22 protein-coding genes and 1 other annotated feature are annotated in these 22072 nt (G+C 44.6%); of the genes, 18 read left to right on the plus strand and 4 right to left on the minus strand.

All coding sequences use genetic code 11. The features are described 5' to 3' along the window. The first annotated feature begins 61 nt into the window (after positions 1-61). From NYR52_RS05020 to NYR52_RS05045, 6 genes are all read left to right on the plus strand, one after another. Positions 62-724 (plus strand): potassium channel family protein, encoded by a 663-nt coding sequence (locus tag NYR52_RS05020; RefSeq protein ID WP_102991892.1) that lies wholly within the window; start codon positions 62-64, stop codon positions 722-724. Beyond that, positions 721-1533 (plus strand): TrmH family RNA methyltransferase, encoded by an 813-nt coding sequence (locus NYR52_RS05025; protein WP_259436428.1) that lies wholly within the window; start codon positions 721-723, stop codon positions 1531-1533. Before NYR52_RS05020 ends, NYR52_RS05025 begins: the two co-directional genes overlap by 4 nt. 61 nt (positions 1534-1594) lie before the next feature. Continuing rightward, positions 1595-1826: a binding site (T-box leader), on the plus strand. A gap of 47 nt (positions 1827-1873) precedes the next feature. Continuing rightward, complete coding sequence (pheS, locus tag NYR52_RS05030) at positions 1874-2875, plus strand: phenylalanine--tRNA ligase subunit alpha (RefSeq protein WP_132219897.1); 1002 nt, start codon at positions 1874-1876, stop codon at positions 2873-2875. 15 nt (positions 2876-2890) lie between these two features. Beyond that, positions 2891-5305 carry a phenylalanine--tRNA ligase subunit beta gene (gene pheT, locus NYR52_RS05035; protein WP_132219898.1) on the plus strand — a complete coding sequence of 805 codons (2415 nt, stop codon included), beginning with the start codon at positions 2891-2893 and terminating at the stop codon, positions 5303-5305. 73 nt (positions 5306-5378) lie between these two features. Further along, complete coding sequence (gene zapA / locus NYR52_RS05040; RefSeq protein ID WP_022735876.1) at positions 5379-5627, plus strand: cell division protein ZapA; 249 nt, start codon at positions 5379-5381, stop codon at positions 5625-5627. 9 nt (positions 5628-5636) lie between these two features. Beyond that, positions 5637-6161 (plus strand): CvpA family protein, encoded by a 525-nt coding sequence (locus NYR52_RS05045; protein ID WP_132219899.1) that lies wholly within the window; start codon positions 5637-5639, stop codon positions 6159-6161. Positions 6162-6219: 58 nt separating this feature from the next. Here NYR52_RS05045 and NYR52_RS05050 read toward each other — a convergent pair whose 3' ends face one another. Then, the gene (locus NYR52_RS05050; protein ID WP_259436728.1) at positions 6220-7548 is read right to left on the minus strand and encodes an MATE family efflux transporter; all 1329 of its coding nucleotides are present in this window, start codon (positions 7546-7548) and stop codon (positions 6220-6222) included. Positions 7549-7815: 267 nt separating this feature from the next. Continuing rightward, a complete protein-coding gene (locus NYR52_RS05055; protein WP_246026826.1) occupies positions 7816-8790 on the minus strand; it encodes an ADP-ribosylglycohydrolase family protein in 975 nt (324 codons plus the stop codon). A 376-nt stretch (positions 8791-9166) separates the two neighbouring features. Between NYR52_RS05055 and polX the strand changes: the two genes are divergently transcribed. Together polX and NYR52_RS05065 are read left to right on the plus strand one after the other, a co-directional pair. After that, positions 9167-10891 carry a DNA polymerase/3'-5' exonuclease PolX gene (gene polX, locus NYR52_RS05060; RefSeq protein WP_259436429.1) on the plus strand — a complete coding sequence of 575 codons (1725 nt, stop codon included), beginning with the start codon at positions 9167-9169 and terminating at the stop codon, positions 10889-10891. Between the two features lie 391 nt (positions 10892-11282). Beyond that, a protein-coding gene (locus tag NYR52_RS05065; RefSeq protein ID WP_375163144.1) for an IS5 family transposase occupies positions 11283-12123 on the plus strand; the annotation gives its coding sequence in 2 pieces (ribosomal slippage) (positions 11283-11618 and positions 11620-12123; 840 coding nt in all). A gap of 458 nt (positions 12124-12581) precedes the next feature. Here the strand turns inward: NYR52_RS05065 and NYR52_RS05070 are convergent. Continuing rightward, positions 12582-13973, minus strand: a complete 1392-nt coding sequence (locus tag NYR52_RS05070; protein ID WP_259436430.1) for a helix-turn-helix domain-containing protein — start codon at positions 13971-13973, stop codon at positions 12582-12584. 319 nt (positions 13974-14292) lie between these two features. On the opposite strand from NYR52_RS05070, the gene NYR52_RS05075 reads away from it, so the two are divergent. The 5 genes from NYR52_RS05075 to NYR52_RS05095 all read left to right on the plus strand — a co-directional run bounded on the left by NYR52_RS05075 (position 14293) and on the right by NYR52_RS05095 (position 17975). Beyond that, positions 14293-14499 (plus strand): hypothetical protein, encoded by a 207-nt coding sequence (locus tag NYR52_RS05075; protein WP_132219902.1) that lies wholly within the window; start codon positions 14293-14295, stop codon positions 14497-14499. Between the two features lie 8 nt (positions 14500-14507). After that, entirely contained in the window at positions 14508-14705 is a 198-nt protein-coding gene (locus NYR52_RS05080; protein ID WP_132219903.1) for a hypothetical protein, read from the plus strand. Between the two features lie 460 nt (positions 14706-15165). Beyond that, entirely contained in the window at positions 15166-15315 is a 150-nt protein-coding gene (locus tag NYR52_RS05085; RefSeq protein ID WP_158283201.1) for a hypothetical protein, read from the plus strand. Between the two features lie 79 nt (positions 15316-15394). After that, on the plus strand, positions 15395-17200 hold the full coding sequence (locus NYR52_RS05090; protein WP_259436431.1) for a tetratricopeptide repeat protein: 1806 nt from the start codon (positions 15395-15397) through the stop codon (positions 17198-17200). Then, positions 17193-17975, plus strand: a complete 783-nt coding sequence (locus NYR52_RS05095) for a phosphoenolpyruvate carboxykinase (ATP) (protein ID WP_259436432.1) — start codon at positions 17193-17195, stop codon at positions 17973-17975. Before NYR52_RS05090 ends, NYR52_RS05095 begins: the two co-directional genes overlap by 8 nt. Positions 17976-17979: 4 nt before the next feature. Here NYR52_RS05095 and NYR52_RS05100 read toward each other — a convergent pair. Further along, a protein-coding gene (locus NYR52_RS05100; protein ID WP_375163157.1) for an IS5 family transposase occupies positions 17980-18820 on the minus strand; the annotation gives its coding sequence in 2 pieces (ribosomal slippage) (positions 17980-18483 and positions 18485-18820; 840 coding nt in all). 26 nt (positions 18821-18846) lie between these two features. Here NYR52_RS05100 and NYR52_RS05105 point away from each other — a divergent pair. Genes NYR52_RS05105 through NYR52_RS05125 form a run of 5 tightly spaced genes read left to right on the plus strand, consistent with a single transcriptional unit; the run spans position 18847 to position 21993 of the window. Then, positions 18847-20451: a B12-binding domain-containing radical SAM protein gene (locus NYR52_RS05105; protein ID WP_259436433.1), complete on the plus strand. Its 1605-nt coding sequence runs from the start codon at positions 18847-18849 to the stop codon at positions 20449-20451. Between the two features lie 12 nt (positions 20452-20463). Then, positions 20464-21126, plus strand: a complete 663-nt coding sequence (gene tmk, locus NYR52_RS05110; RefSeq protein WP_259436434.1) for a dTMP kinase — start codon at positions 20464-20466, stop codon at positions 21124-21126. Continuing rightward, complete coding sequence (locus NYR52_RS05115; RefSeq protein WP_259436435.1) at positions 21123-21524, plus strand: NUDIX hydrolase; 402 nt, start codon at positions 21123-21125, stop codon at positions 21522-21524. Before tmk ends, NYR52_RS05115 begins: the two co-directional genes overlap by 4 nt. Positions 21525-21576: 52 nt before the next feature. After that, positions 21577-21735: an NUDIX domain-containing protein gene (locus tag NYR52_RS05120; RefSeq protein WP_154986167.1), complete on the plus strand. Its 159-nt coding sequence runs from the start codon at positions 21577-21579 to the stop codon at positions 21733-21735. Between the two features lie 24 nt (positions 21736-21759). Next, positions 21760-21993 carry an NUDIX hydrolase gene (locus NYR52_RS05125; protein ID WP_259436436.1) on the plus strand — a complete coding sequence of 78 codons (234 nt, stop codon included), beginning with the start codon at positions 21760-21762 and terminating at the stop codon, positions 21991-21993. The last annotated feature ends 79 nt before the right edge of the window (positions 21994-22072 follow it).

The raw sequence follows: 22072 nt of genomic DNA on the forward strand, positions 1-22072 counted from the left end.
ACTTTATCCCTGAACGATTTGGGTTAAGCTAATTTGCAGAGGCATTGCGGAGGCGACAAAAGTGAGTAAAACGTTTGCAATTATTGGTTTGGGCCGATTTGGAGGGAGCGTGGCCAAAACGCTTCATTCCATGGGATACGAAGTGTTGGCCATTGATAAAGACCACCAACGCGTTCAGGATATGTCCCAAGTCCTGTTGCACACCGTGGAAGCGGACACGACCGATGAAAACGCGTTGAAAGCGCTGGGAATACGCAATTTTGACGTAGTGGTGGTTGCCATCGGCAATGACATCCAGGCCAGCATCTTGACCACGTTGGTGCTCAAAGAGATCGGATGCCCGAAAGTCGTGGTGAAAGCGATCAACGAGATGCATGGTAAGGTATTGAATAAGTTGGGAGCCGACCGCGTGGTGTTCCCGGAACGCGACATGGGGGTGCGCGTAGTTCACAGCTTGATTTCACCCAATATCCTGGAGTATATCGAACTATCCGATGACTATAGCATCATTGAGGTAATCGCCGGTGAATTTTTCAATGGGAAAACACTGCAGGAATTAAATATTCGCGCGAAATTCGGCTGCAATGTGATGGCCATCAAAAACGGGTCGCAGTTTAACATTAATCCTGCGGCGACCGATATGATACATAAAGGTGATACGTTAGTTGTGATCGGCCATAATGACGATTTGAAAAAATTACAGGAAAAGACAGATGACCAATGACGATAAAAAAACGCATTTCCATTACATCTCCTCATAATGAGCAAGTAAAACGCTGGAAAAAGTTGAACACCAAAAAAGGGCGGGCGCAAGAGAGGGCGCTGTTGATTGAAGGTGAACACCTGGTATTGGAAGCGGCGCGGGCATCTGCACAGTTTGAAGCGGTGCTGGTCCACAGGGATAAAGAAGAGGTTTACCAACGCATCAAAGGGGAATTGCCGCCCGATGCGCCCGTGTACGAACTGGCTCCTGCTGTATTTGGCGCACTGGTGGATACTGAAACGCCGCAAGGGTTGGCAGCTGTCATCACTGCGCCAGTTTGGCCACATGACGTTTGGCTGGACAAAGATGGTGATTTGACCGTGCTACTGCTGGATGCTGTCCAAGACCCTGGCAACTTGGGGACAATCATCCGTACAGCTCAAGCGGCGGGAGTGGATGGCATCCTGCTGGGGAAAGGGACGGTTGATCCATTCAACGCCAAAGTGGTTCGTTCGGCGATGGGTGCGTTGTTTCGCATGCCGCTTATCCAGATTGATTTGGCGGAAGCGATTCCCATGTTGCAGTCCCGGGGAGTGACAGTTGTGAATGCCTCTCCACATGCTGGCACACACCATTTTGATTATGCTTTTCCAGCGCGGGTGGCACTGTTATTGGGCAATGAAGGCCGAGGTGTCGATGAGAAATATCTGCCGCTGGTGGATGCGGACGTCACCATCCCCATGCCGGGTGGAACCGAGTCATTAAATGTATCCATCACCGGCGCGATTTTGCTGTATGAACGAATCAGGCAACATTTTCAGGCAAGGTAACTGTTGCAGGTTGACTTTGCCATGGCTTATAATATTAAATAATTTAATCTGACAATGGATTTGAAAAGCGATGACAGAGAAGAGTAAGCAGTGCATCCTTTCAGGGAGGGGACACCATGACTGGAAGTGTTCCTAAGGAACTGGCTGCTGAAGTTCGCTCTGGAGCTGTCCCCTGAACGGACGTGAACGCGAGTAGGGGGAACCGGTTTGACCGTTATCTCTGTAAGTGGAAAAGAAGGAGAAGACTGCCTTCTTTTCAAAAAGGGTGGTACCGCGAATCTCTCGTCCCTTTGGACGCGGGATTTTTTTATTTTCCATCAAAAAGAGGGGAGTATCAATGATGCGCGAACGTTTAACAAGTTTGCAAGATGAAGCGGCCATTGCGATCGCTAATGCGGAGAGCTTGGACGCACTGAGGGAACTAAAAGTAAAGTATCTGGGAAAAAAAGGCGAATTAACAAGTGTATTGCGCGGCATGGGGAGTTTGCCCCCGGAAGAGCGGCCGGTGATTGGCGGATTGGCCAATGAGATTCGGGCACAACTCGACCTGTTGATCGCGGAGAAAGAAGCAGCCTTTGAAGAGGCGGCGCTCAATGAGCAGCTGGCCACGGAAACGATTGATGTCACGTTGCCAGGAACCCCTGTTAAGTTGGGTTCGATTCATCCATTGAATCTGGTGATTGAACAGCTGGAAGACGTCTTCATCGGCATGGGATTTGAAATCGCCGAAGGGCCGGAAGTGGAGACGGATCAATACAACTTTGAAGCGTTAAACCTGCCCAAAGACCATCCAGCGCGCGACATGCAAGATTCGTTTTACATAACGCCAGAGACGTTGCTTCGCACACACACTTCGTCGGTGCAAGTGCGCACCTTGGAGAAAAAAGAAGGGCATGTGCCAGTAAGAATCATCTGTCCTGGTAAGGTGTACCGCCGCGATGATGACGATGCGACACACTCACATCAATTCACCCAAGTTGAGGGTTTGGTAGTTGACCGCGGTGTGTCGATGAGTGAGTTAAACGGTGTCTTGTTGGCTCTGATTGAAAAGATGTTTGGCGAAGGAACCGAAATGCGGTTGCGCCCCAGTTATTTCCCATTCACTGAGCCGAGTGTGGAAGTGGACATCTTTCATCCGGAAAAAGGCTGGGTAGAGATCTTGGGAGCGGGCATGGTTCATCCGCGCGTGTTGGAGAAAGCTGGTTACAATCCGGAACGTTATTCTGGTTTCGCCTTCGGCATCGGGGTAGAGCGGATCGCCATGCTGAAATACGACATTGATGACATTCGTCATTTTTACAATAATGATCTGCGTTTCTTGCGCCAATTTCGTTCTGAGTGAGAGGAGTGACATCTAATGCTAGTATCTTATGAATGGTTGTCTCAGTATGTGGATTTAGAAGGGATTTCTCCGGAAGATATCGCTGAAGAGCTGAATCGGACGGGGATTGAAGTGGAAGTAATCTACACCCGCGATCCCGGCGTGTCTGGTGTCATCATCGGGGAAGTAATGTCAGTGGAACGCCATCCCGAAGCGGATCGGCTCAATGTTTGCTTGGTCAACGTAGGGAAAGGGCAAGTGTTGCAGATTGTGTGCGGCGCGAAAAACGTGGCCGCCGGACAACGGGTGCCCGTCGCTTTGGTCGGAGCCAAATTGCCGGGCGGTTTGCACATCAAAAAAGCCAAACTGCGCGGGGTGGAGTCAAATGGTATGATTTGTTCCGCTCAAGAATTGGGCTTCCCGGAAAAAGTGCTGATGAAAGAACAAACGGAAGGCATTTTGGTGTTGGAGCCCGACGCGCCGATTGGCATCGATATCAAAGAATTCCTGGGCATGAATGACCAGGTGATCGAATTGCAATTGACGCCGAATCGTTCCGACTGCTTGGGAATGATCGGAGTTGCTTATGAAGTGGCGGCTATTTTTGACCGTGAGTTGCGTTTGCCCATGACACAAGATATGCCGCTACAATACGAGGCACCCATCAACGTGTACATTGAATCGGAAGAAGATTGTCCTTTTTATGCGGCGCAAGTGGTACATGACATTAAAGTTGGACCATCCCCGCAATGGATGCAAAACCGCTTGATTTCGGCGGGTATTCGTCCGATCAACAATATTGTGGATATTACCAACTACGTGATGTTGGAGACGGGCCAGCCGTTGCACGCCTTTGATTACAACCGCGTACAAGGAGGGCAAATTATTGTCCGCCGCGCGCTGTCCGGCGAACAAATCGTGACATTGGACGGTGTGACCCGCACGTGTGACGATCAAATGTTGCTCATCACCGACGGTGAACAGCCTCTGGCTTTGGCCGGAGTCATGGGCGGAGAATCTTCCGAGGTGACCGACGAAACGGTAACCATCTTGTTGGAATCGGCGTTCTTCGATCCGCAAATGGTTCGGCAAACCTCCCGCAAAGTGGGATTGCGTTCCGAGGCGAGCGCTCGCTTTGAGAAGGGGGTCGATCCGGAAGGGATTTTGCCAGCACTGGCGCGGGCTGTGCAGTTGCTCTGCCAAATCGCCGGTGGCGCGGTAGCTTCTGAAGCGATCGTGAAAAAAGTGGGCGATGTTGAGGAGATGGTGATCAATCTGCGCCATGAACGTTTGGTCAATCTGCTGGGAGTGCAAATAGATCCGGAAGAAGTACTTAATATTTTCCGTCGTTTGCAGTTCCCGACCGAAGTGACCGATGAGGGATATGCTGTGCAGATCCCGACACGGCGTCCGGATATCACGATTGAAGTGGATCTGATAGAAGAAGTGGCTCGGTTGTACGGATATGACCGAATCCCGACGACACTTCCGTGGGGTCAGCAACCGCCTGGGGGCTTGACTGAGGAACAGAAGGCGCGTCGGGTGATTCGCCACACATTGATGGATTTGGGATTGCATGAGGTGTTGACGTACAGCTTGACTTCAACGGAGCTGGAACAAGAGGTGGCCTCTTTGTTTGCGGTGGAGAACCATGTATCCTTGGCCATGCCGATGAGTGCGGAGCATGCTGTATTACGTAGCAACCTGCTTCCACACTTGATTGAAACTGCTTCATACAACCACCGCCATGGAAACGAACGCGTGCAAATCTTTGAGTTGGCTCATGTGTACTTGCCTGGACAGGCGGACGAGACGTTGCCAGAAGAACGGTTGTTCTTGGGTGGGTTATTGACAGGGAAGCAACCCGCCAGCATCTGGAAAGAGCAGCCGTTGCCTGCCGGTGAATTCTACAAGGCCAAAGGGATTTTGGATGCTTTGTTCGCTCGCTTGGGTGTGGTTGATGTGGAATATCAAGCTGTTGCACCCCACGGTTTCCACCCGGGACGTACCGCCCAGATATTGATTGGTGGCGAGGTTGCTGGACTGCTTGGTGAACTTCATCCGCAGCTGGCCAAAAAACATGATCTCTCGCGCCCTGTCGCATTCCAGCTAGATGTGGAGAGATTGTTCGCAGCAATCGAGGGGCCGTTGGTGTATCAGCCGATTCCGCGTGTTCCAGCGGTTACGCGTGATTTGGCCGTCGTTGTCGATGAAGCCGTTCCAGTCGGATTGTTGGAAGAAGGAATTTGGCAAGCTGGCGGAGAATTGGTTGAGTCTGTGGTGTTGTTTGATGTTTTCGCCGGAGAACAGATTGGAGTCGGCAAGAAAAATGTCGCCTTCTCATTAGCTTATCGCGCGGCGGACCGCACGTTGACTGATGAGGAAGTTTCGGCAGTGCATGAGCGTGTGATTTGCCATCTGGAAGAGACGTTTGGCGCCAAGTTGCGTTGACGGATTGCGGCTTTTTTGGACCTGTGAATCCATTGGGCATAAAGGCCTTCACCTTCTGTGAAGGAGGCGTAAGATGAAAAATAGACTGAGTGTGGAGATATACGGTCAGCAATACAATTTAACCGGCAAAGCGAGTCCGGGGCACATGCGCCAAGTAGCCAGCCATGTGGATGAGAAGATGCGGCAAATCGCCGACAAAAACCCCCGGCTCGATACGACGCGACTGGCCGTGTTGTCCGCGGTCAACATTGCCGACGAGTTTTTGAAATTAAAACAAGAACATGATGAAATCATGCACCTGATCGAAGATGAAGAACCGTAGGAGGATCATATGGGATGGTTTGATCTGATCGTACTGCTCTTCTTGATCGGGGCTGTGTTACAAGGTTACAGGCGGGGTTTGGTGCTGCAGGCCGCCTCGCTCGTCTGTTATGCGGTAAGCATTTGGCTTGCGTATCTGTTTGCCGATGATTTGGCCCCTGTCTTGGCCGAAAAGTGGCCTTTGCCAAAGACGGGCGAGACCGCTTTGCTTACTTTCCTGAAGGTGGATAAACTGTTGTATACGGTCTTGGCGTTTTTTGTCCTGATGATCGGCATTCGGCTTGTGTTGTCTTTGGTAGTTACCTTAATCAATCAAGTGACCAAACTGCCTGTGGTGTCCACCTTGAACCGTTCCGGAGGCGTGCTGTTTGCGGTGGCCAAACTCATGGTGATAATTGTGGTGATCGTGCACATGCTGACGGTCTTGCCATGGGAGACTGGCCAAACGGCGATGAAAGAATCGGTTGTTGCTCAGGCTTGTATCCAAATGACCCCGATGTTGGCTGAAGAGCTGACGAGTTGGTTGAAACGGTAAAGTAAAACACCTTGCCTTTGTGGCAAGGTGTTTTTTCTTTGTGTTCAACATGGACTGATTAATGAATCAGACTGGTGATGCTCTTTTTCTTCCAAGACCAACGATAGTAGGCGTATTGCAAGCCCAAGTTGACGATGAATGCGGCAGGGTAGCCGATCCAGATCCCGATGATGCCAAGACTGGTGAAATTGGATAGGAAATAAGCAACAGGCACTTCCACTAACCAGATAGAAGTGACACTGAACACGGTCGGCCAAAAGACGGTGCCACTGGCGCGCATGGTGGCACTGATAATCATGGCCTGGCCGAAAATCAAATAACTCCACAGCGTGATCATGAGCAGATCATGGGCGATGGTTAGCGTCTGTTGGTTGGTCAGGAATAAGGATAAAATTTCTTTGGAGAGCAGATAGACCAAGGTGATTAATATGCCACTCATGACGACGTTGAGCAACGCACCGGCTCGAATGACTTGTTTCAGGCGATCCAATTGCTTAGAACCAATTGATTGGGCTGCGAAGATAGAGACGGCAATCCCCAAACTGATGGCTGGCATCGATACATAACTTACCACTTGATTGACTGCGCCATAGGCGGCAGTGGCGTTGGAGCCAAACTGATTCACAAAGGAGATGACGGCGATTTCCGACAGTGAAATGAGGATCATTTGGATACTGGACGGAATCCCGAGGCGAAGGAGCAATTTCAATAAATCCCAATCCATCCGCAAGTGTTTGCGCACAGAGGCATCAAATTGCAACGGATGTTTGGTTTTGCTAAGGTAGATCAGCGTAATGATAAACGTCAGTACGGTGGATATCACAGACGCGTAAGCAGAGCCGTAGACGCCCAGACGGGGCAAACCCAACCATCCGAAGATGAGAAACGGCATCAGCGCCACATTCAGCAACGTACTGACAATCAGTGAGTAAAATGGCGTTTTGGAGTCCCCGATCCCTCGGATAAACGTGGTGTAGGAGATATATAAAAACATGACCGGCAGAGACCAAAAGAGGATGCGCGCATAATGTACGCTAACGGCGATGATATTCTCGGGTGTGCCGATGAAGCGCATGATCTCCCAAGTGAACAAGCTGCCAACTACGGATGACACCACGCCGAGAAAAAAAGTAAAGGTGAGCGTAGTGCCGACGATGGCTTTTAAGCGCTCTTCGTTTTTCGCGCCATGTGCCTGACCGATCAGAATCGAACTGCCTGAACCGATTCCGATGGTGAATGAGACAAGTAGAAAAAATAGTGGAAAGAAGGACGAGATGGCGGCTAAGGCTTCCACACCAAGCCAACGACCTACAATCAAGCTGTTCACAAACTGGTTGATTGATTGCAGTGCATTACTGAGGATCAACGGGATCAGAAAGATAAACATTGCGCGCCAGACGGGGGTATCTGGTTGATTGTGATTTTCGTGCACTGATTCCACTTTAATACATCCTTTATTTTATTATTACGACCGAGCATATTTTTCCCGATGACAGCGTGACTGAAACGAGATGTTGTTACCAATGCTTTCTACCCTTTCATGGAATGGGTGAATTTCCCCTCTTGTCTTTTCGGCAGTGGGCGCTTTTTTAAACAAAAAAAGACCCCAGCCGTTCTCAGCTAGGGTGTCAAAGTCAAATGACGGAAGTTGGATTCAGGCATGACGATGCTCTAACAATTTTTTAATCAACGGGTTTAATCGTTCTTGGCCGCGAAGTTCGGAGCGCCAATTAACAGGAATCGATTGGATGCCATCACGCAATCCGGCCAGGCCGCCGGCGATCGCTGCATTGGTGTCGGTATCCCGTCCTAAGAGAATGGCCGCCTTCACCACATCGGGATATGTTTTCTCCTTTAATGCTAAGCGGGCAGCGTGCAGACTTGCGACAACATAGCCGCTTCCGTCACTGAATGGTTCGCTGTCGGGGCGGATTTCCCATTCCAAGGCCTGTTCATGTGACGGCAGGTTTCGGTATAGGTCGCGCAACGTGCGTACAGCATCACTGTAAGCTTCATCCCATGCCAGGCCTTGTAGAAGGCGCCGTGCCCACAAACAATACAGGGCACAACAAGCTTGGTTGGTCTCATGCCCATGCGTGACGACGGATTGTAGATGTGCATCCTGTACCAAGTCTTCATCTGTGCCATGATGCCACAGGGCGAGTGGCAATACGCGCATCAATGATCCATTGCCTTTTCCTTCAGGACGGAGATATCCTGCTCGAGTCGGGGGTACCCCGTGGTGTTGAATGGCGCGCAATGCTTCACTGGTCTGCACACCGATATCAAAGACGCGGTGATCGACTGCATATTCCCCACGCTCAGCCCAAGCGATCAACCGTGACGAAAAGTCGTCAAGATCCAATTGTTCGCATGTGAGCAAGGAATCGAGCAGAGCCAAGGCTTGCGCACCGTCATCTGACCAGGTGCCTGGCGGAACGGTTGGATAAGTGCGGGGATACCCGGCTGGCGGGTGGAAGTCGATCTGACTAGCCGGGGGTAGCTCGCGTGGTTGCTTAAATTCGTACGGAACTCCGAGTGCGTCGCCGATCAAGAGACCCCACAAGCCTCCTAAGATGCGGTCTTCTATGTTGATTTGAGCTTGTGCCATGGCATTGTTCCTTTCCATTAGATGAATTCCCCTATATTATAAATCAAAAAGGGAACGGGCGGTCGTATGCCGAAGCGATTTGAATGAAATCGGAACGCCGTCTGGAAAGTGGCTAATTGCATTCAGCTACCAGGAGAGGTTATGTGTTTGATGTCAAGGAATTTGCAGTGGATTTACTATAAAATGGATTATGGTGGTATCATGGTTATCGAACGTATCCTGATGAAAACAAAGGTACCATATTGTTGATCCCAAGTGGGTTGCGAAAGAATAAGTGTAGAACTGAGAAAAACGGAGGAAGCATAGAGGTACTCTGATAATAGAAAAAAAGTACACAAAGTGGAGCGATTAGTGATGATTTTGTCTAGAATAAGGAAAGGTAGGAGGGAATTAGATGAATAATAAACAGATCGTGGCAATATTAAACCAGCTGGCTGATTTGATGGAACTAAGCGGTGAGAACGCTTTTAAAGTTCAAGCTTATCGTAGAGCAGCACGCACAGTGGAAAATAGTCGTACACCAATAGTTGAGATGAGTGACGAATTGGAAAAACTATCAGGAATAGGAAAAGGAACTGCATCTGTGATTCGGGAGATTATTGAGACAGGACGTTTAGCACAACTAGATGAATTAAGACAACAGCTGCCTCCCGAACTGCCTGACTTACTCGCACTGCCGGGAATAGGTCCGAAAACCATTTATACCTTATATAAAAAATTACATATTACCAATATGGTGGAATTGAAACAAGCGGCTAAACAGGAAAAAATTCGCAGCTTGGCTGGATTTGGACCGAAAAAGGAACAAAAAATACTCGAAGCAATTGAACAATTTTCGAATCGCCCTAAACGAGCGCATCTTCATGTGGCAATGGCTGTTGCTTCTGCAATCAGAAAACGATTGGAAGGGATCGCTGAAATTGAGAAGATAGAGTTAGCAGGGAGTATACGGCGATATAAGGAGACAATCAAAGATATTGATTTTGTTGTAGCAACAGATCATCCTGTAAAAGTGGCTGAGCAGATTGCTAACTTACCTGAAGTAATACAAATTGTTGGGCAAGGTGAAACCAAGGTTAGCATTGTTGTTGACGTAGAGGGTATGGTGATGGGAGTAGACGTACGGCTAGTTACCTCAGATCAATTCGGTAGTGCTTTAAGTCATTTCACAGGATCTAAAGAATTTAATATACTCATCAGGCAACGAGCGAAGCAATATGGCTGGAAAGTAAGTGAATACGGCATTTATGATCCTGATACAGATCAAACAATGACTTTTAAAGATGAGGCTGATTTTTTTGCTCAGCTGGAGTTGCCTTTTATTCCACCAGAGCTGCGTGAAGATCGTGGTGAAATAGAAAAAGCTGAACTGGGAGCATTACCTGCATTAATTCAGTTAAGAGACTATCGAGGAGATTTACATGCCCATACACTCTATAGTGATGGTTCTCATTCGATCAAAGACATGGCGTTAGCCGCAAAAGCAAAAGGATATGAGTATATTGCGATTACGGATCATTCTCAGTCGCTGAAGGTAGCAAGCGGTTTGACAGTGGATGAGGTATACGAACAATGGGCTGAAATCGATCAACTGAACCAAGAAGGTTTAGGGATCACCATTCTTAAAGGTGCTGAAGTAGATATCTTAGCAGACGGAACACTTGATTATCCAGATGAATTGCTGAAACAAATGGATTTAGTTATTGCATCTGTACATACTCAATTTAAACAAGACGAAGAAACCATGACACGTCGAATAATCAAAGCGATGGAAAATCCTTATGTAAATATCATTGCACATCCGACAGGACGACTGTTATTGCGGCGGGATTCATATGAAGTCAATGTGGATCAATTATTTAAGGCTGCACAGGAAACCGGTACTTTTTTGGAATTAAATGCTCATCCCCATCGTCTGGATTTAAATGACCAGTTGTTAAAGAAAGCCAAAGAAGAATATGGATTAAAATTTACCATCAACACGGATGCACACTCGGCCGAGGGCTATGATTATATTATTTATGGAATTGCTACAGCACGTCGGGGTTGGTTGGAAAAGAAAGATGTGATTAATACATATACATTGGATCAATTAAGAACCGTCTTAGCCAAAAATTAATGTTTAATATCAGAAACCATGCCAAGTTGGTCTGTGTCAGGTCTAACCGACACCGTTCAGCTTGGCACTAACAAGAACTATCTTAAACAAGAACGAATTAAAACTAGAATAATGATTACGAGACTTTTCAGTCCAGTAGGCGCAGCAGAATTATAATATTTACTTTCGTTCAGGGAAAAAAAGTAAATGTAAACGATGCGATAGAATTGGTTTTTCGGTTGGTTCAATGTTCGACTGACTATCGGTTAAGCGCGTTAAAAATACTGCGACATACCAGCGTAAAATATAGGCGAATATAGGGTTTGCTAGGTTGGTGCTAGGGTGTGTCTGGTGAATCCATCATGATTTCCTGTTAGAATGTTCATAACAACAAAAGCAAGGAGACATCATGATGAGACGGCGTTATGAGATTACAGATGAGGCTTGGGAAAAGATCGAGCCTTTATTGCCTTCGAATGGGAAACGAGGCGGACAGTGGAAAGACCACCGAACCATTTTGAACGGAATCCTGTGGAAGTTTGGGACGGGAGCTCCCTGGCGGGATCTGCCTGCACGTTATGGTTCTTGGAAAACTTGCTACTATCGTTTTACACGTTGGCAAAAGGATGGGACGTGGGATCGCTTGCTTAAGCATGTTCAGACTTACTCCCACGCCGTTTCCGATGTCGATTGGGTTGTTTTCGTTGACAGCACGATTGTCCGAGCTCATCAGCACGCCGCAGGCGCGCCGAAAAAAGGGGGACCCTCGCTTCCAGAATGAGGCACTCGGACGAAGCCGCGGAGGTCTGACGACCAAAATCCATCTTGCTTGTGACGGAAAAGGTCGACCGCTTGCTTTTACAATCACTCCCGGTCAACAGCATGACTGTACCCAATTACAAGCATTACTCGATTCCATTTCCGTTCCCTGTTTGGGAAAAGGAAGGCCTCGCAAGAGGCCGGATCATCTGATTGCCGATCGCGGCTACAGTTATCCGTCTTGTCGTCGATTTCTTCAAAAACGTGGGATTTCCCATACCATCCCCGAACGCAGAGATCAGGCGGAGCGTCGGGCCAAAAAGCCGGGGCGTCCTCTGACCTTCAACAAAGAACAATATTCACGCCGAAACGTGATTGAACGCTGTATTAACCGCCTGAAGCAATGGCGTGGCTTCGCCACTCGTTATGAAAAACGGGCGGTTTATTTTTGTGCCGCCATTACCTTGATTTCCTTGATCATGTGGCTCAATTAATCATTCACCAGACACGCCCTAGTCGAAAGGGATGTCACTAGCCACCTTTTTTTCGCTTGTTTAGCGCTTTTTCGTAATGAATAATGGCAGTTTTGGAATCGTTCATTTTTTAGTAGTCACTGAGAGCAACCAGCGCGTGATGATAACGGACAATATCATCACTTTTTTTTGCTAACTCAATGGCGGCCTGTTATTATGAAAGAGAATGTTTAAAAAGACTCCGACTAAATTGCGCCCAAACGAGGAAATTGCTTTGGTTTTAATTTTTCTTGGATCGTAAAAAACTGGAGTTTACACTTATTTTAAATATAGGATATAATAATGATGGTTGTTTGATAAAAGATAAATAAATAATCCTCAGAACCTTTAAAAAAGGTAATGAGGACTAATAAAAAATGGATCAGCTCTTATAACTCAGGAAAATAATAGGTGTTTTCTCTGAGTTTTTTTATTTTTTCTTAGCCAGATGGCGGTTCACCGATAGATCTACGGATCATCTTTTCTTCACCTCCCTCCAGAGTATCAACATAGTCATCAAAGAACTCTCGTATAAACTTATTCGCATTGGGGTCACCTAATTTCACTAGTTGTTTACCCAAAATTAGATTAATTCGGTTCTTTAAATCTTGGAATGAATGTTGCTTACTTAATTCCCGAGCTTCATTCAAAATTTGAATGGCCTCGTCGTTTTGATGTTCCCTAAAATAAAGCTGTCCTAACATGATAAGTGCTTCACAATATCTAAATGCGTTATTGGCTTTTTTGGCGAATTTTGCTGCCCTTAGTGAATTGTCTATTGCTTTTTTGTTTTCTCTACTTTTAGAGTACAACAGGCCTAACTGGTTGTAAATATACGATAGCAGAGATTGACTGTCAATGAGCTTTTCGAACTTTAACGCTGTTTCAAAACAAAGCTGAGCTAAGTCAAGCTTATTTTTTTGTACGTGGATTTTACCCAAAGTGGTCCAAAGTTCACATAAACGGTTGTACATTTTATCAATACGAGCGAGCTCTATGCCTTTAAGTGCGTATTGGATAGCTTGTTTGTACATTTTAGATTTCATAAAAAGACTTGAGCGAACATCATACATATTTAGTGCGGCTTCTTTACTAAAGCATTTGCGATGATTTCTCTCTTTAGGAAAGATTATGTTTTCCATTTCATCAAGGGTTGATTGTGCACCATCAATATCATTCAGATTTTGCAAATAAATTGCTTTACTGATTAAGATCATTTCTTGATAATATTCTCGTTCTCCATCTGGCAAAAAACACATTGATGCTCTTTGGGAACAAGCCAGTGCTTCACGATAATTATTCTGTAAATACGCTATAATCCCTAGCTCATGATAGGCAGCTGCTTGCAAGTTTGAATAAGCTAGGTCCTCAAACTGATGCTGAATATTATAAATAGTGTCATGGAAATATTTGTGCGCTTTTTTCCAGTTCTTCTTGTGCATAAATACTTTCCCTTTTAGGTAGTTGCTATAAACTATAAACGGATTGTCATCCGAAAGATCTAGCTTCCTTATCATCTCAAGTCCTTCATCAGGATCTAACAAGTCGATTAAGTTTTCAGCAATATTCAATTTGATAATTATTTCTTCACCAGTATCCTTATTTTCTTCATCATTTTCAATAATGTAAAAGTCTGATAGATCCCGAGATGAATTTAGCTTTTTAAGTACATACCTCATTTTATCCTCGCTAACACCTGGTTTCCCTGTTTCGATTAAACTCAACAGTGGTTGAGTCAGAACATCGTCAACTAGATCTTTCTGTTGTAACTTCTGCCGTTTGCGTATCCTTCTGATGTGCTCTCCAAAAGCAGCACGATCAATTATATTCATTATATTCACCTCAAAAAAATTTTTTTTCAAGGAGAAAGCGGAGTGAAATAGCCTGTTTTCGAATTTATTTCATTCCTTGTTCTGAATATTAAATGTATCGTGCTTTATATTAGAGTGAATTAGTCATATATTCTAATATATTTCATTTAGAGAATTCGCTATATTAGAAAATTTACATCCGCTTAATGCAGATTACATAATAAAGTCAAGAAAAACATCAACAATTTCTTTTATGCACTTGATATTCGTTTAATATTTGTACGGATGATATATTCAGACTAAATGTGCTATTCGAATTTTATCGCGAGGAGGGCTAGAAGTGGAACATTTTGCAAAAAGTAGCAAACCACTTGTAAAATTTCAATTCCAGCCTCTGAAAAAAATTACCTTTCATACAACTCAATCTACAAGGTTAACTTTTTCTATTGGATCAAAAGGAACTGTTCTCAAAGGTACTCAAATCGATGGTACTCAAACCATATGTATTCGCGGTACTGGCTTTCAGCTACTGGAAACGGGGGAGTGAGAGGGCTTATGTCTGAATGGGTAAAAAAGACAGAAGTAGTGCTCGCGATTTCCCATGTTTTAGCTAGTAAGGGGTTAACTGCTCAGCAGGTACAAGAAATATGTGACGAGATCGACAGACTATTTCCAGATATTAAGCTTGAAGTAAAAAATATCTACCGACCGCTGATCCTCGAACTTTCAGCTGAGAATCAACTAAGGGAATGAAAGATCATGGAACAACTAAAGCGAGCTTATTGGTTTACTTTTTGGATTAAAGATAATGGCCCATCAAAAGGCGAGTCAATAACATTTACCAATAATATGAGTCTCCGTAGAGCTTATTCTTTATTTTATTCCAATCTAAGATCATACAGAATAGGTGGCAGCGGACCAGATTCACGACCTGCAGGAATAAAAGATGTGTATTGGACTTTAAATGAAGTCTACTGTGACCCAGAAGGTATACTCACTATCTCACACCAAAAGAAACTCATGAAAGACTTAGTGAAATTGGTGTCCAGCCTGATTTCCCTCCGTGGATAGGGCATGACATAAAAACATATAGCGTAAGGAGGTGAGAGTCCATGAAACGTAATGGTTTTGGCTTCTACAACAACCTAGATTCTCCTTTCATAACTCAATAATGATCAAGATCCCTTGATTTTCCTGTAGGGGAGGTGAGAATATGAGTGCTGCGATTGCTCAACCGATTGAAAAATCGGATAACAAGAAGAAGCTAAGACAACTCAAAAAGACATCAATTAAGTTGATGTCTCCAAAGAAGCCGATTGTCATGTGGTATGGTTGGAACGAAGATGATGGCGAAGGTAAGTAAATAGGTCAAGTAAAGATTCGACCCCATGTTTTGTTGAGTCCACTACCTAGGGGTCGAATCTTTCAAGGAGAGAATGCTCATGATTTATGAGTCAGATCATCTAATCCAAGTAGAAGTCGAATGTCCCTTTCCATCACAAGGGTTTGTCGCTCGTACTCTAGTTGAATGCCTAAGTAAGCGTTACCAGTCGTCGCCTTTAGAAAATGAGCATGCCCCAATGCTTCGGGACTTATGGGTTGGCACTAGAGATGAGATTAAACCATCCATGATGGAAAAAACAAAGTGGGAGCGCCCGTTTCGTTTTTACCCTAAAGATCATTTAATAAATGTTGTAATAGACGGGGCTTATTTTGTCCATCGTTTGCTGAAAGATCAAAATAAAACATTCCTTCTTGTGATAACGGGTGCAAATTACTTAGACGATCAATCCATTCGTTTTATTGAGGCACTGTTGCGTATGGAGCCCTGTTATGTAATGTTGATTTATTTTAAACCGTGTCCTTTTAAGCTCACTTGTGAAGGGCCATTGGTTAAAGGCAAATTGTTAACTGTTGAGTCGAATTCTGGACTAGAACAGTTCTCTACCTTCCATCAAAAGGTTAATGGTCAACCTTTAACTGGATTGGAGAGGAGAAAAAACTTATCTGCTCTTATTCAAGAAGCGCGCAATAAACAAGAACCTCAGGAATTGTTGTCTATTCTTTCAGAAGCGTCTTTTGAGTATGCAAATGGTGGCTACTATAAAGAAGCACTTCAATATGCTGTTGAAGGAATTGAGCTGGCCAAGAAACTCAATCAAACCCAATCTCACATCTTCTATAGGTTGTTACACACAAAATACCTCTGTGAAGTGACTCATTATAAAGGAAAAGAAGCAAGTGAAACGGCTGGTCAGCAATTCGAAGTAGCTTGTTCGTTAAATGATCACGTAAAAATAGCCAATGCTGGCTATAATCTTGCAATGAATGAGTTACGAGTCAACAAAAACCCCAGACAAGCGTTACTCCACCTCTGCCAGACATCACACCTTCTAGAAGATGAGATCCAAAACATCAAAGTTGCTTTTGTGTACGCATTCTGTCTAAACGCAAAAGCATTTGCCTACTTTCAACTACGCCAAGCAGAGAAGGCCAAGGACTATTTAAACCAAGCAAAAAAAATATTAGAGCCTTTTTTAGATCACGATCATATAAGAATGGAGCAAGCTACGTTTTGCTACAACTTCTCACAACTCTTGGTTGCAGAAAATAATGTAGAAGAAGCGATTGAATGGATCAAACAAGCGCGCGAATTAGAACCCGATTTCTCTATTTATCAAATCGAACATGCTAATTATCTATGCCACTTAACACGTTATGAAGATGCAATTTCCCTTTATCAATCCGCAAAAAAAATGGGTGTGCCTAGTCCAGAATTGTTGATTGGACTTGCCAATGCACAGTATATGATGGGGGATTTAACAAGCTCACTTGAAACATTAACCGAGTTGCGCATGAAGTTTCCTGAACGGATAGAGGGTTTTGTTGATTCAGCGATGATTTATCTTGATCACCTTGGGGAGCCTGAAAAGGCAAAACATCTGCTACTTCAAGGAGAGTCTTATCAATCCAAGCATCCGTTGTATTTGTTTCAATTAGGAAGAGCTTATCATGAACTTGGAGAAACAGAATTAGCAAAGTGTCATATTCAAAAAGCAATAACCATTGACATGGAATGCAAAGAAGCATGGATTGAATTGGCTACACTTTATTTTGAAGAAGAAGATATTAATGGGGCTTTGACCGCGATTAATCAAGCAATCAAGCTTGATCCCGATAACCCTATAGCGATCAACAACCGACGTATCTTTGAAGAATATATACGAGAGAGGGACTGCCATGATTGAGGTTCAAAAAGATGAGTTTTCCTTTGCTTTACCAGAAGGAAATGAACTCTATTATCCTATCACTCATGAGGGCCGTTACTCTTTCTATGGTTTGCCTGTACACGTTTTTTCTAACTCCGATGGTATTGGAGAATTTTTATGTTATTTCCTTGGCGATCATGGTCCAGATATAGTGACAACACGTCCTATAATGATCAATATGTTTGTCCACGATAAACCAGCAGGTGACAAAAGAACGAAACCCAAAGCGGAATATTTCCTTGAAAACAAGTACATTCAAATCTATGGTTCTACCATTGGAATTTGCGAAGGGGATATCAGTAAGATCACGATATTTATCTCCTACGATGATCTCGAAAATGAATACTGGTTTGTTCGTCATTTTATGAGACGATTGTTGATGTATCTCGTTTATCGACGGATGGACGTTTGTGCATTTCATGCCTCAGCGATCAGCTTCAACAATAAAGCAATCCTTCTTTTAGAACCAAGAGGTGCAGGGAAATCAACGATAGCTCTACATTGTTTGAGAAGAGGTTTTCACTATTTGTCAGATGATCTTGTCATTCGCCATTTAAGTGTTCGAGATAACACAATTTGGGGTGAACCATGGATTACGTTTATTCGTTCTGATGAATTAAGAATGTACCCCGAGTTTCAAATGACTAGCTCTCCTCACACAAAGGCGCTTGTTCCTTTATGGGAGTTTTATCCCAATTCGCTAAAACGGTCGGCAGAACTAGTTGGTTGTTTCTGCCTAGGGCGTGTCTGGTGAATGATTAATTGAGCCACATGATCAAGGAAATCAAGGTAATGGCAGCACAAAAATAAACCGCCCGTTTTTCATAACGAGTGGCGAAGCCACGCCATTGCTTCAGGCGGTTAATACAGCGTTCAATCACGTTTCGGCGTGAATATTGTTCTTTGTTGAAGGTCAGAGGACGTCCCGGCTTTTTTGCCCGACGCTCCGCCTGATCTCTGCGTTCGGGGATGGTATGGGAAATCCCACGTTTTTGAAGAAATCGACGACAAGACGGATAACTGTAGCCGCGATCGGCAATCAGATGATCCGGCCTCTTGCGAGGCCTTCCTTTTCCCAAACAGGGAACGGAAATGGAATCGAGTAATGCTTGTAATTGGGTACAGTCATGCTGTTGACCGGGAGTGATTGTAAAAGCAAGCGGTCGACCTTTTCCGTCACAAGCAAGATGGATTTTGGTCGTCAGACCTCCGCGGCTTCGTCCGAGTGCCTCATTCTGGAAGCGAGGGTCCCCCTTTTTTCGGCGCGCCTGCGGCGTGCTGATGAGCTCGGACAATCGTGCTGTCAACGAAAACAACCCAATCGACATCGGAAACGGCGTGGGAGTAAGTCTGAACATGCTTAAGCAAGCGATCCCACGTCCCATCCTTTTGCCAACGTGTAAAACGATAGTAGCAAGTTTTCCAAGAACCATAACGTGCAGGCAGATCCCGCCAGGGAGCTCCCGTCCCAAACTTCCATAGGATTCCGTCCAAAATGGTTCGGTGGTCTTTCCACTGTCCGCCTCGTTTCCCATTCGAAGGCAATAAAGGCTCGATCTTTTCCCAAGCCTCATCTGTAATCTCATAACGCCGTCTCATCATGATGTCTCCTTGCTTTTGTTGTTATGAACATTCTAACAGGAAAACATGATGGATTCACCAGACACGCCCTAGACGCTCACTTATTGATGTTGACACCTGAGCAAACGGTACAAGAAATACTTGATAAACGCCCTTGGATGGTTGGCATATCGGCTTCGGCACAAGATAATATCACAGCTACGTTCGAAGTGGTTGGATTATTAAGAAAAAATGGGTACGCGGGACATATTACCATTGGAGGTCATTTTCCCACATATGAACATGATAAGATATTGACTCATGTTCCAGGGATCGATAGCGTGGTTCGTGGAGAAGGCGAAATTACTGTCGTTGAACTTGCCGAATATGTAAAAGACGGAAACCCATTAGACGATGTAAAAGGCATTACGTTCAGAAACTGCTTCGGGGAAATTGTTGTCAATCCAGACCGCCCTCTTGTTGAAGACCTGGACACCTTGCCGCTGCCGCATCGAGATACAATTGGCATTCTTTTGGAAAAGAACCGTAGGATTTCGATGCTGGCGAGCCGTGGTTGTTATGCTCGATGTTCTTTCTGCTCTATTCAAACGTTCTTCAACTGGCGTCCCAGAAGAGTGAGAAAAGTTGAGCAAGTTGTCGGGGAGATGCTTCAGCTTTATAAAAAATACGGAGTTCGCAAATTTAAGTTTGTTGATGATTTGTTTATCGACCCAAGTAAAAAAAGTCGGGATTGGATTTTATCGTTCTGCGAAAAAATCAAGGAAGCTGGCATGAATGATTTAAATTTGTGGTTACAAGTTCGTGCTGTTTGTGTAAGGGAAGACATATTCCTTGCGTTAAAAGAAATAGGTCTTAAAAAGATTTTTCTTGGTCTGGAATCAGGTCATGCTGACAGCTTGAAGCGGTATCAAAAAGATATTACCCCAGAACAAAATGTCGAGGCAGTTCGGATTCTCAAGAAAGTAGGCATTCCTGAAATATCCATCGGAATGATGCCGTTTGAACCTGAGGTTTCTTTAGAAGGGATCAAGGAAAACATCGAGTTTTTGAAGAAGCTCGGGACCTTCGACATTCGTGATGTAACGGGCAAATTCAAGCCTTATTCCGGCACACCCCTTACAGAGAAACTTTTGGCGGAGGGACGTATTAAACGTAAAAATTGGTATCACTTAGGGGACTACGACTTTACAGACCCGAGAGTAGGACAACTTTATCACATGGTCATGAGCTATTTTCGACATGCAAAACCGAGTTTAAAGCACATTTATCACATGGACTACCGAATGAGGAAAATTGAAGGACGTGTGATGCAACCTGGCTTGAATAGCGAGGAAAATGAGTATAAAGAATCTTATCTCGCGCTAAGAAGAGATATAGAGAGGTTTATTCAGGATCATGGTGAAATGATGTTGCAATTGGTGGAAGGAACGATCGAGGCAATTGAATCTGGTATGACTCCTTCTATGGAACAGGAATGGATGAGAAAATCGGAAAAGGAGTTTCATCAAGCTGAACAGTTGACTCTTCCTCTATTTGAACGGATTTCAGTTTTGGAAAGCCAATTAGGTTTAGTGAAAAAAGAGCCCCACTCTCTTCATGTTGCTGAAGTTAAAGTGTTGTTGAATCAAAATTCGCAAGGTTGGGAATAGGGGGGAACCAATGTGGATGAGAAGCAAGCGAAACTCATTGTCTTTGAAGGTGCAGGAAGAAGCGGTAAGAGTACATTAATTCATCTGGTTAAGAATGCGCTTGAAAAAAGAGGATTGCAGACATTTTTCACGGAGTGGAATTCTTATCCTCCGCTACAAAGCATTATCAATCAAAAAAAGGTCGATTCCTCTTTTACTCCGCTAACCTACTGTTTATTACATTTAGCGGAATTTGCCCTTCGCTATGAAGAGATTATTCAGCCTGCACTAAAAAAGGTGGATGTAGTTCTGGCGGATCGTTGGGTTTACACAGCATGGACGAGAGACAGCGTGAGAGGAATTGAGAACGAATATGTTCGTCAATGTTACCAATTCGCAAAGAAGCCTGATTGTGTTTTTTATATCGAGGTTCCCAGTGATATAGCACTTCAACGGCATATTCAAACCAAGCCTTTCTTTGGCTACAATGCCGGGGTTGATATTTGGCCCGACCGTACTAAAGATGAAGCGTTTCTTCTTTATCATCAACAAATCACCCAGCATTACTCCCTGATTGCGAAAGAAGAAAATTTTGTGGTATTGGATGGGCTTGAGTCTTCGGAAAATCTTTTGCACCAAGCTCTCGAGCATTTGAAAAGCAATGGCTTAATTGCTTGTGAGGAGAGTTTCAAATGAAAGATCGAGGATCAGTGATTTTGATTAGTGGCAACCGTGTCGCTTTAATAAAAAGAGTTCGTGATGGGATGACATTTTATGTTATCCCTGGTGGAGGAATTAAAGAAGGGGAGTCGCCAGAAGATGCAACAATACGCGAGGCATATGAAGAATTAGGTATTACCATCGCTATAAAAGAAAGGGTAGCCATAATAGAATTTAATGGCGGGTTGCAATATTATTTCCTCGGTGAGATTACTGGAGGTACTTTTGGTACAGGCCAAGGAAAAGAATTTACTCAGCCGGATAGAAAACGTGGTACGTTTGAACCTGTATGGATGGAGATCGAGGATTTAGCTGATCATGATGTTCGACCAAGAGAAATAGCTGATCTTTTATTGACAGGATCAGTCAAGTAGATTTCGGAAATGACTTGGTGATCTATTCAAATGTAATAATTGGAGGACTAAAATGTATCAGAAAATCGTTTGTACAGGATTTATTTATCATCAAGGAAAGACGCTCATTATAAAGCGGTCTTTACGAGAAGCGTTTTTGCCCGGGTTTTATGAACTGCCCGGAGGAAAAGTGGACTTTGGTGAAAACCCGGAAGAAGCACTGAAACGCTAATTTCGTGAAGAAATCAATGTAAACGTGGAAATCGTCAAACCATACAAAGTCTTTTCCTATGTCTCAGAGAACGGAAACAGTCACACAGTCGAAATCGTGTGTCTGGTTCGATTGACCGATGATTCGGCGAAGATCCAATTGAGTGAAGACCATTCTGCTTACCAGTGGATTTCCGAAAAAGATGTTCAGAATTATCTCATTACCGACGAAACGCAAGACTCGATTCTTCGCGGATTTAAAGCGGTTCCGCCTGTTTGAAATGGTTAATCGCTAATTCTTTAAACACCTTAGCTATGCTTATTACCTATCCTCTTGAAGGGGTATCTATTGAAAGTTC

It is taken from the genome of Laceyella sacchari, assembly GCF_024927925.1.
GTDB classification, from domain to species: domain Bacteria; phylum Bacillota; class Bacilli; order Thermoactinomycetales; family Thermoactinomycetaceae; genus Laceyella; species Laceyella sacchari.

Coding starts and splice junctions, on each gene's coding strand:
- NYR52_RS05025 (WP_259436428.1), top strand. CDS start 721: ATGACGATAAAAAAACGCATTTCCATTACATCTCCTCATAATGAGCAA.
- pheS (WP_132219897.1), top strand. CDS start 1,874: ATGCGCGAACGTTTAACAAGTTTGCAAGATGAAGCGGCCATTGCGATC.
- pheT (WP_132219898.1), top strand. CDS start 2,891: ATGCTAGTATCTTATGAATGGTTGTCTCAGTATGTGGATTTAGAAGGG.
- zapA (WP_022735876.1), top strand. CDS start 5,379: ATGAAAAATAGACTGAGTGTGGAGATATACGGTCAGCAATACAATTTA.
- NYR52_RS05045 (WP_132219899.1), top strand. CDS start 5,637: ATGGGATGGTTTGATCTGATCGTACTGCTCTTCTTGATCGGGGCTGTG.
- NYR52_RS05050 (WP_259436728.1), bottom strand. CDS start 7,548: ATGTTTATCTTTCTGATCCCGTTGATCCTCAGTAATGCACTGCAATCA.
- NYR52_RS05055 (WP_246026826.1), bottom strand. CDS start 8,790: ATGGAAAGGAACAATGCCATGGCACAAGCTCAAATCAACATAGAAGAC.
- polX (WP_259436429.1), top strand. CDS start 9,167: ATGAATAATAAACAGATCGTGGCAATATTAAACCAGCTGGCTGATTTG.
- NYR52_RS05070 (WP_259436430.1), bottom strand. CDS start 13,973: ATGAATATAATTGATCGTGCTGCTTTTGGAGAGCACATCAGAAGGATA.
- NYR52_RS05080 (WP_132219903.1), top strand. CDS start 14,508: ATGTCTGAATGGGTAAAAAAGACAGAAGTAGTGCTCGCGATTTCCCAT.
- NYR52_RS05085 (WP_158283201.1), top strand. CDS start 15,166: ATGAGTGCTGCGATTGCTCAACCGATTGAAAAATCGGATAACAAGAAG.
- NYR52_RS05090 (WP_259436431.1), top strand. CDS start 15,395: ATGATTTATGAGTCAGATCATCTAATCCAAGTAGAAGTCGAATGTCCC.
- NYR52_RS05095 (WP_259436432.1), top strand. CDS start 17,193: ATGATTGAGGTTCAAAAAGATGAGTTTTCCTTTGCTTTACCAGAAGGA.
- NYR52_RS05105 (WP_259436433.1), top strand. CDS start 18,847: ATGAACATTCTAACAGGAAAACATGATGGATTCACCAGACACGCCCTA.
- NYR52_RS05115 (WP_259436435.1), top strand. CDS start 21,123: ATGAAAGATCGAGGATCAGTGATTTTGATTAGTGGCAACCGTGTCGCT.
- NYR52_RS05120 (WP_154986167.1), top strand. CDS start 21,577: ATGTATCAGAAAATCGTTTGTACAGGATTTATTTATCATCAAGGAAAG.